The organism is Syntrophorhabdaceae bacterium (assembly GCA_036504895.1).
Classification (GTDB): Bacteria; Desulfobacterota; Syntrophorhabdia; order Syntrophorhabdales; family Syntrophorhabdaceae; genus PNOM01.
In genome coordinates this window covers 1-8,056 of the sequence record DASXUJ010000042.1, presented here as the reverse complement: position 1 = coordinate 8,056, position 8,056 = coordinate 1, and the positions used below count along the sequence as shown (strand labels likewise).

The window sequence follows — 8,056 nt, the reverse complement described above, 5'->3', positions numbered from 1 at the left end:
CCATAAAAAATATATTGGGGCCGGAATTCACCATGCGCTATAACCAATACCGGGCCGCCCAGATCTTCGGGAGCGCTGCGCCGGGATACAGTTCCGGCCAGGCCATGAAGGCCCTTGAAGAGACCTTCGCCCAGACCATGCCCCGAGAGATGGGATTTGATTACCAGGGCATGTCGTACCAGGAGAAAAAGGCCCAGGAGGGCATTCCGGCGTCGGCTATCTTCGCCTTCTCCCTGTTCTGCGTCTTCCTCATCCTTGCGGCGCAGTACGAGAGTTGGTCATTGCCTTTTTCCGTGCTCCTCGGCACTCCTATAGCGGTCATGGGCGCTTTCCTCGGCCTCCTCGTCCGAGGTCAGGAGAACAACGTATATGCCCAGATCGGTCTCGTGATGCTAATCGGGCTCGCGGCGAAAAACGCCATTCTCATCGTGGAATTCGCAAAAACGGAATATGAGAAAGGAACGGCCCTTGTGGAGGCGGCCCTCTACGGCGCAAGGCTGCGGTTGAGGCCTATCCTGATGACATCTTTTGCCTTTATCCTCGGATGTATCCCCCTGGCAACGGCAAGCGGTGCGGGAGCGCTGTCGCGCCAGGTAATGGGCACGGCGGTAATAGGCGGAATGCTGGCGGCCACCGCAATAGCCATCTTCCTTATTCCGGTGACTTTTTATGTAGTGGAGAAGCTCTCCCATCGCGTCGGCAAGGCACAACCACCGGGAACGGGGAGTACGGAGAAAGAGGGAGGAGACCATGCGTAAGTTCGTCCTGATGGTGATGTGTATAGTGTTACTCGGCGGCTGCGCCATGGGCCCCGACTACCGACGCCCTTCGGTGGACGTTCCCTCTGCATGGCGCCTCGATGAGAAGGACGCCAGGGACCTCGTCGATACCCTTTGGTGGGAACAATTTAATGATCCGGTGCTGGACGATCTTATCACGACGGCATTGAAACAAAATTATGATCTGAAGATCGCCGCCGCCAGAGTGGAAGAATTCGTGGGTCATTACTGGGTAACCCGTTCGGGTCTTTTCCCCCAGATCGGCGCCACCGGACAGGGGGGCAGGCAGCGCACCACTCAAAACAGCTCAATGGGCGTAACCCCCTTCAATCCTTCTACGATGTACCAGGCCGGCTTCACAGGATCATGGGAGATCGATATCTGGGGACGCCTGAGGAGGGCCACCGAGGCGGCAAGGGCGAATATCCTGAGCACAGAAGAGGCGAGGCAAGGCGTGGTCCTCACCCTGGTGAGCAATGTTGCGAATGGATACGTGAACCTGCGGGACCTGGACAAGCAACTGGAGATTGCCGAGCGCACCGCCGCCAGCCGCCGCGAATCATTGAGGCTCTTTACCCTTCAGTTCCAAAACGGTCTCATCTCAAGACTTCAGCTTGCCCAGGTAAAATCGGAGTACGAGCAGGCGATGGCCACAATACCGGCCCTGCGCAAGCAGATTACCTTTCAGGAAAACGGCATTTCCGTTCTCCTCGGGAATAATCCCGGTCCCATCGCAAGAGGGAAAAGCGTCGACGACCTCATCCTGCCGGAGGTTCCCTCAGGGCTTCCCTCCGACCTCCTGACGCGTCGTCCCGATATTCGTCAGGCCGAGCAGGGCCTGATCGCGTCGAACGCCTTGATAGGAGCGGCGCGGGCCTTATACTTCCCGACCATATCCCTCACCGGCTTGTTGGGCTGGCAGAGCACACAGCTTTCAAACCTTTTCTCCGGATCTTCCCAGACATGGAACTGGGCCGGCACTTTTACCGCCCCCATCTTTACGGGTGGCAACATCACCGGGCAGGTAATGGTGAGCGAAGCCCAGCAGCAACAGGCCCTCTTCCAATATAGGAAGACGATCCAGAACGCATTCCAGGACGTGAACGACTCTCTCGAGGACCAGAAGCAGACGAAAGAGCAGCTTATTGTCCTGGGAAGGCAGGTCGATGCCTTAAAGGATTATGCGCGGACGGCGAGGAGAAGGTACGACAACGGGTACACCAGTTACATCGAAGTACTCGATGCGGAAAGGAGCCTTTTCAACGCCGAGCTGCAGTACGCCCAGACTCAGGGCACCCTGTTTCAGGCTCTCGTGAACCTTTACAAGGCGATGGGCGGAGGATGGGTCGCCAAAGGGTCGCTCATGACGGCCCCCGATGCGTCCGGTTATTGATCCTTACCCAGGGGCCTGTCGGGTTGGTCTGCGCCTTCGCCGAGCACACGCCTTATCATGGACGCCGTTTCCTGCCGCGTAAGAGGCTTCATGGCCAATTCCCTTATCCCCATGGCATGTGCCCTTTCCTCGGAAAGGGCATCGCTGAAGCCCGTACAAAGAACGATGGGCACCCGCGGTCTGATGCGGAGAAATTCCTTCGCAAGCTCCGCGCCTGTGATGTGAGGCATAACCTGGTCCATAATTATAAGATCGAAATGTTCCGGATTTTCTGAAAAAATTCTGAGAGCCTCTCTACTGTCCGCTGTGGCGGCCACTTTATAACCGAGACTCTCGAGAAGGGTTCGGCTCATTTCGACTAAAAGCTCCTCATCATCCACAAAGAGAATCCTCTCTTTTCCGACGGGGGCTGAAGCATCGGGTGAGTCGCCCTCCCGGGCCTCTTTGGAATCTCCGAGAGGGAAGTAAACCCTGAAGATCGAGCCTTTGCCGGATTCACTGAAGATAGTGATTGCGCCCTTGTGAGCCTTGACGATGCCGTATACCACCGCGAGCCCCATCCCTATCCCCTCGCCTGCAGGTTTTGTAGTAAAGAAGGGATCGAAGATCCTCTCCTGCACCTCCTTTGTCATACCCGTGCCTTCATCGCAGACAGTGAGTACTACATATTTACCCGGATTCAACTGGGGCTGGGGAAAGGGGTCTTGGGGATCGATCACGGCATCCGTCACCGATATATCTATTGCTCCCCCTTTCTCTTTCATGGCATGGGCCGCGTTGGTGCCAAGGTTCAGGATTACCTGCTGAATCTGAGATGGATCGGCACGGATCACGTCAGACTTTGCATTCACGCAGAGCTCCATCCGAACGGTCACGGGAAGGGTTGCCCCGAGCAGCTTCACCGTTTCCTCCACGAGAGCCCCCAAATGGACCGGCTCCTGCCGTTGGGGGGTCTTTCTACTGAATGTGAGAATCTGGCGGACCAGGTCCCTTCCGCGGATACCCGACGAATGAATGAGGTCGACATACCTTTTTGCGGGGTTCCCTTCTTTCAAATCCTTCAGCGCCCTCTCGGAGAACCCGATGATTGCGGCAAGAATATTGTTGAAGTCATGCGCTATTCCGCCTGCAAGGGTACCGATCGCCTGCATCTTGCGGACCTGCTGGAGTTCCTCTTCGCTTTGCTTGCGCTCCGTCACATCCCGCACATATGCCAGGGTCGTCGGTTCGCCCTGGTACATTACCCAGGTGGAAGAGACCTCCACGTCGAGGGTGCTCCCATCCTTCCGGACCCCTTTGAATTCATATCTTGAAGGAACAGGCTCTCCCCTTTGCCTGCGCCTGTTCATTTCCATTACCTTCTCGCGGTCATCGGGATGGACGGAGACAAAGACGTTTTTGCCGAGTACCTCTTCCTGGTCATCATAGCCGAACATCTCCAAAAACTTTTGGTTCACGTATACGTGCCGGTCCCCCTTCACAATTGCAACCCCGTCATTGGAATGCTCGATGGCGATCCGGTAGCGCTCCTCAGATTCCTTGAGCGCCTCCTCGGCCTGCTTCAGGCCCGACTGCGACTTCTCCAACTCCTTGATAATGCCGTTCAGGCGGGAAAGTTCGTCAAGCAGGTCAGTCTTGCTTCTGGCTTTGGCGTTCCTCATTGCGGCCTCATGGGTCAGTATACAATTTTTCGGGAGTATTTGCTTCCCGACGCATCCGGAAAAGGGTGCCGGCCTCGGAAATACAGGTTCCGGAGAGGAGAAGGAAGGCAATTATGATTGCACCCTTTTTTGCCGGTAAAATCGTGGCGGAAAAAAAATGAAGGTCAGGATCACGATTATGGCGAATCCGATGTGGGCAAGAACGAACATCCAGGAGGGCAAATTATAGTAGATCACCCCATTTACGATGCGGGCGATGAAGGAGACAACCTCCTCGGTTCTTTCCCCTCCCATTTCTCTTAAGCGGTATTCCCCTATCGTGAGCGGGCAAGACATCCCCACGGCAGCCTCGATGCCCACGAGTCCCACTGCCCCAAGGTGGGTGAGGCGAAATGCGGGGTTCCTTACCCACTCCCATCCGGCCATCGCTCCGATGAGAATAGCCGCCTGGCCCCCGGTTGCAAAAATTACGTATATCAGGTGGAAGCCCGCGATAATGTCGGCAAGAGTTCGGTAAAAGAGGAAGGTTTTCATTGTGTCACCCAAGAGAAAATAACCATCTCTGTCGTTAATTCAAGAACAATACCGGCTTCAAAAAAGGCTGCACCCTCTTAACATGGCGATTTATATGTTGCATATTAAGAATAGACCGCAGAAGGAGGGAGGGAGATGACCGATTTCAGCATAACATTCACACGCAAAGTTGAACTCGCAGGGGATATGACAATATTCTATTTTGAAAAACCTGAAGGGTACGCTTTCAAAGCGGGGCAATGGTGCTTCCTTACCGTACCCGAGACCGGATATCAGGACGAGCGCGGATTACGCCGCCCCTTCAGTATTGCATCTTCTCCTTTGGAGCAAGACCTTATTTTCGCAACAAAACTGAGTGGAAGCGCGATGAAAAAGACAATGGCCGGATTAGAGCCGGGCGCCACCGTCTCGCTCGGCAGCCCGATGGGGCTCCTCTTTCTTCCGGCCGGCGTCGAGACGCCTCTGATCTTTTTGGCGGGGGGAGTGGGGATCACGCCTTTCAGATCAATGATCAGGTACGTAGCCGATGCCCCCACAGAACATACTATCACATTATTTTATTCGAGCAGGACGCCCGAGGAAACACCGTTTCTGGATGAACTGCTCACGATTTCAAAATCGACCCCAAGGATCACGACGGCAATAACTATGACAAGGGCCACGGAAGGGTCCCATTGGGACGGTCTCACGGGCAGGCTCAACCCCAACATGATCAAAATGCACTGTAATGCCTGGGAAAGGGCGAGATATTTTATAGTGGGACCGACCAACATGGCCGAGGCTATGACACGGACCCTCGAGGAATTGGGGATCGGCCGCGACAGAATAACCCTTGAGCTTTTCGCCGGCTCTTGAGAACTCGCCGGGAATACATATATAGGAGGGCTTATGGAAGAACAAAAAAAGCAGCTGATGTGCAACGATTGCGGGTGCAGGTTTGAAGCCGGTACCGGGAAGGAACCCCCGGAAAAAGAAGTGAAACCCCAGGCGCCGCCTCCACCTTCCGTTCAGTGCCCTGAATGTAAGAGCATGAACGTGACCACGGCCTGATGAAAGAGTATCTTTCAACGACAGCTGTGGCGGTCGCCCGTTCTGCATAAATTATCCTTGAAAATCTTCGGGGATTGGTGGAAACTGAAGACAAAAGGTTAAAGCCCCCGGAGAAAAAGGACGATCTATCTCCGGAGTGCCAAACCCGAAGGAGATTTTTGTGCAGAAAGATGTGCTGAAACATATACTCGATGCCATGCCCTTTCCCGTGGTTTTCGTCGACACCGACCACATGATCAGATTCATGAACAGAAGGGCCGAATACCATTACTACCAGGAGCGGGGCTTCAGGAACCTTATCGGAACATCGATCTTTGAATGTCACAATGATACGAGCAAAGAGCGGATTCTCCAAATCGTGGAAAAACTCAGGAACCATGGCAGAGAACTATTGCTCGCGGTAAATGAGAAAAACGAGAGGGTGTACGTGACGCCCGTTCGGGACGGCAAGGGTGAATTTATCGGCTATTTTGAGAGATTCGAAGGGAATTATCAGCGATAGGTCGGTTCGATTATTCCTTTCCAGGATTTCTATTCCTTCCTTTCTACTACTTTCCTTCGGATCATTTGGAACGGGACCGATCAGCCCCCTGCGGCTGATCGTCGTCACCTTCCAGGGAACGTTTATACCCGTCCAGCAGTGCCTTTTCACTTACTCCTCTGCGCGTAAAAGGCCGTCTCACATCGGGGTCCCCCCAGACGGTTACCGCATCCGTGATCAATCTCTTTAATTTATCCATAATGTTCATTCTCGAGAAGTCTCCTTGTTGCCCCCGATCTACGGTGCTGTGGATTATTTATGAATGGCCCACATCCGCCCTCGCACCGCAGTCGGTTCCGCTTTATCTATCATACTATACTCCGGACACGCAATCCAGCGTCCCTCCCTTTGCGGACCGGATATTTACTTTTTCTGGACAATGAAGGCTATAGGTGGTAAGTTTCGGTGGACCGGTTTCGAAAGCCGGACGGCGACGGAGTGATCGCCAGGATTTCTTGTCTTTTCAGTTCAATTAATGGAGTGAAATATGATTATCAGGAACGAAACCGCTTCGGATATTGAAGCCATATATGAGGTCACGAAATCGGCTTTTGAGCACCATCCAATCAGCAATCAGACGGAACAGTTCATCGTTGATGCATTACGAAGAGCTGATGCACTCATCCTTTCACTGGTCGCCGAAATGGATGGGCGGGTAGTCGGTCATATCGCTTTCTCGCCTGTAATGATCTCCGATGGTAGTGCCGGCTGGTATGGTCTCGGTCCCGTCTCCGTGTTGCCTGAATTCCAGATGCAAGGTATAGGTAAATCCCTCATTTATCAGGGCCTTTCTTCAATCAGGTCTTTGGGCGCAAAGGGCTGCGTTCTTGCAGGCGACCCGGCCTTTTATGAACGCTTCGGTTTCAGAAATATGCCTGACCTGATACTGGAAGGCATACCACAGGAGTATTTTCTTGCCCTGCCCTTCGATGAGGATCACCCACGGGGAACAGTTGGATTCCATCAGGGTTTTTCCGCCCGCGGGTAACCATTCAGTAAACCGCGATGTATTGTGGATCTGACGGAGGGTTAAGGTCTGTCGTTTTGCATTTTGGACCGTTTTTGTGTAGCATTTATAATGTTCGCACCAGTTACAGGTCCGGCCCATGACAGTGCAGTCCTGAAAATAGAAAATCTGACGAAAGAATATGGTTCCTTAAAGGCAGTGGATCGTATTTCCTTTTCCGTAAATCCCGGTGAGATTGTCGGCCTCTTGGGTCCCAACGGCGCGGGCAAGACTACGACCATCAACATGATTCTCGGCATCCTCAAACCTTCCGGAGGGACTATAGAGGTACTGGGAAAGGATATTGGCACGTGCAGATCAGAAGTGAGCGAGAGCATCAATTTCGCCGCGGTCTATGCTCATATGCCCGCAAATCTTACGGTATGGCAAAATCTTTACGTTTTCGGCCTTCTTTATGAAGTAAAGGACCTGAGAAAAAGAATAGAAGGACTTCTCGAAGAATTTAACCTTAAGCAATTTACCCGTACCCGGGCAGGGCTCCTCTCTTCGGGGGAGCTCAGCCGGTTGAATTTGGCTAAATCGGTGATAAACAATCCCCGGTTGCTGCTTTTAGATGAGCCCACCGCCAGTCTCGATCCTAGTGTCTCAAGGACAATACGGGATAATATAAAGGATTATGTGACCCGTACTTGCGCCGCAATACTCTGGACTTCTCACAACATGGCTGAAATAGAAGCGGTATGTGACAGGGTCTTTTTTCTTTCCCGCGGCAGAATTCTTCTCATGGGTGATCCAAAGACGCTCCCCGCAGAGCACGGGAGAAAGGACCTGGAGGAGCTTTTTATCGCCGTTGCCCGGGAGCCGCTGAACCTGCAGGACCATCATCAATGAGCCTTCTCAGGATATACGCAATCTTCGTACGCCAATTCTTCCTGCTCAAGAGCAATCCAACCCGGCTTGTCAGCATTTTTCTCTGGCTTGTGATCGATATCCTGCAGTGGGGCTTTATCAGCAAATATCTCGACACCTTCGGCAATGTGACTTTCAATTTTATTAACGTGATCCTCGGTGCAATCCTCCTGTGGGAATTCATGAGCCGAATTCAGCAGGGGATACTCATGGCGTTCCTGG

General features: G+C 53.1%; 11 protein-coding genes. 8 read left to right on the top strand and 3 right to left on the bottom strand.

Annotated features, from left to right (window positions below; genetic code table 11):
- On the top strand, positions 1 to 758 hold a 758-nt coding region (locus VGJ94_05220; GenBank protein ID HEY3276000.1), incomplete at its 5' end, for an efflux RND transporter permease subunit.
- Positions 751 to 2,172: an efflux transporter outer membrane subunit gene (locus tag VGJ94_05215; GenBank protein HEY3275999.1), complete on the top strand. Its 1,422-nt coding sequence runs from the start codon at positions 751 to 753 to the stop codon at positions 2,170 to 2,172. The genes VGJ94_05220 and VGJ94_05215, both read left to right, overlap by 8 nt.
- Here the strand turns inward: VGJ94_05215 and VGJ94_05210 are convergent.
- Together VGJ94_05210 and VGJ94_05205 are read right to left on the bottom strand one after the other, a co-directional pair.
- Positions 2,166 to 3,833, bottom strand: a complete 1,668-nt coding sequence (locus VGJ94_05210) for a PAS domain S-box protein (protein HEY3275998.1) — start codon at positions 3,831 to 3,833, stop codon at positions 2,166 to 2,168. The genes VGJ94_05215 and VGJ94_05210 overlap by 7 nt on opposite strands.
- Positions 3,834 to 3,944: 111 nt before the next feature.
- Positions 3,945 to 4,367 (bottom strand): DUF2784 domain-containing protein, encoded by a 423-nt coding sequence (locus tag VGJ94_05205; protein HEY3275997.1) that lies wholly within the window; start codon positions 4,365 to 4,367, stop codon positions 3,945 to 3,947.
- Positions 4,368 to 4,502: 135 nt separating this feature from the next.
- On the opposite strand from VGJ94_05205, the gene VGJ94_05200 reads away from it, so the two are divergent.
- From VGJ94_05200 to VGJ94_05190, 3 genes are all read left to right on the top strand, one after another.
- Positions 4,503 to 5,222, top strand: a complete 720-nt coding sequence (locus VGJ94_05200; protein HEY3275996.1) for an FAD-dependent oxidoreductase — start codon at positions 4,503 to 4,505, stop codon at positions 5,220 to 5,222.
- Positions 5,223 to 5,255: 33 nt separating this feature from the next.
- Entirely contained in the window at positions 5,256 to 5,417 is a 162-nt protein-coding gene (locus tag VGJ94_05195) for a hypothetical protein (protein ID HEY3275995.1), read from the top strand.
- A 160-nt stretch (positions 5,418 to 5,577) separates the two neighbouring features.
- Complete coding sequence (locus VGJ94_05190) at positions 5,578 to 5,919, top strand: PAS domain-containing protein (GenBank protein ID HEY3275994.1); 342 nt, start codon at positions 5,578 to 5,580, stop codon at positions 5,917 to 5,919.
- Between the two features lie 61 nt (positions 5,920 to 5,980).
- Here VGJ94_05190 and VGJ94_05185 read toward each other — a convergent pair whose 3' ends face one another.
- A complete protein-coding gene (locus tag VGJ94_05185) occupies positions 5,981 to 6,166 on the bottom strand; it encodes a hypothetical protein (protein HEY3275993.1) in 186 nt (61 codons plus the stop codon).
- A gap of 279 nt (positions 6,167 to 6,445) precedes the next feature.
- Between VGJ94_05185 and VGJ94_05180 the strand changes: the two genes are divergently transcribed.
- The 3 genes from VGJ94_05180 to VGJ94_05170 form a co-directional block, all read left to right on the top strand.
- Entirely contained in the window at positions 6,446 to 6,946 is a 501-nt protein-coding gene (locus tag VGJ94_05180) for an N-acetyltransferase (GenBank protein HEY3275992.1), read from the top strand.
- A gap of 90 nt (positions 6,947 to 7,036) precedes the next feature.
- A complete protein-coding gene (locus tag VGJ94_05175) occupies positions 7,037 to 7,816 on the top strand; it encodes an ABC transporter ATP-binding protein (GenBank protein ID HEY3275991.1) in 780 nt (259 codons plus the stop codon).
- Positions 7,813 to 8,056 (top strand): hypothetical protein (locus tag VGJ94_05170; GenBank protein HEY3275990.1); only part of this gene is annotated, 244 nt, incomplete at its 3' end. The genes VGJ94_05175 and VGJ94_05170, both read left to right, overlap by 4 nt.

Coding starts and splice junctions, on each gene's coding strand:
- VGJ94_05215 (HEY3275999.1), top strand. CDS start 751: ATGCGTAAGTTCGTCCTGATGGTGATGTGTATAGTGTTACTCGGCGGC.
- VGJ94_05210 (HEY3275998.1), bottom strand. CDS start 3,833: ATGAGGAACGCCAAAGCCAGAAGCAAGACTGACCTGCTTGACGAACTT.
- VGJ94_05205 (HEY3275997.1), bottom strand. CDS start 4,367: ATGAAAACCTTCCTCTTTTACCGAACTCTTGCCGACATTATCGCGGGC.
- VGJ94_05200 (HEY3275996.1), top strand. CDS start 4,503: ATGACCGATTTCAGCATAACATTCACACGCAAAGTTGAACTCGCAGGG.
- VGJ94_05195 (HEY3275995.1), top strand. CDS start 5,256: ATGGAAGAACAAAAAAAGCAGCTGATGTGCAACGATTGCGGGTGCAGG.
- VGJ94_05185 (HEY3275993.1), bottom strand. CDS start 6,166: ATGAACATTATGGATAAATTAAAGAGATTGATCACGGATGCGGTAACC.
- VGJ94_05180 (HEY3275992.1), top strand. CDS start 6,446: ATGATTATCAGGAACGAAACCGCTTCGGATATTGAAGCCATATATGAG.
- VGJ94_05175 (HEY3275991.1), top strand. CDS start 7,037: ATGTTCGCACCAGTTACAGGTCCGGCCCATGACAGTGCAGTCCTGAAA.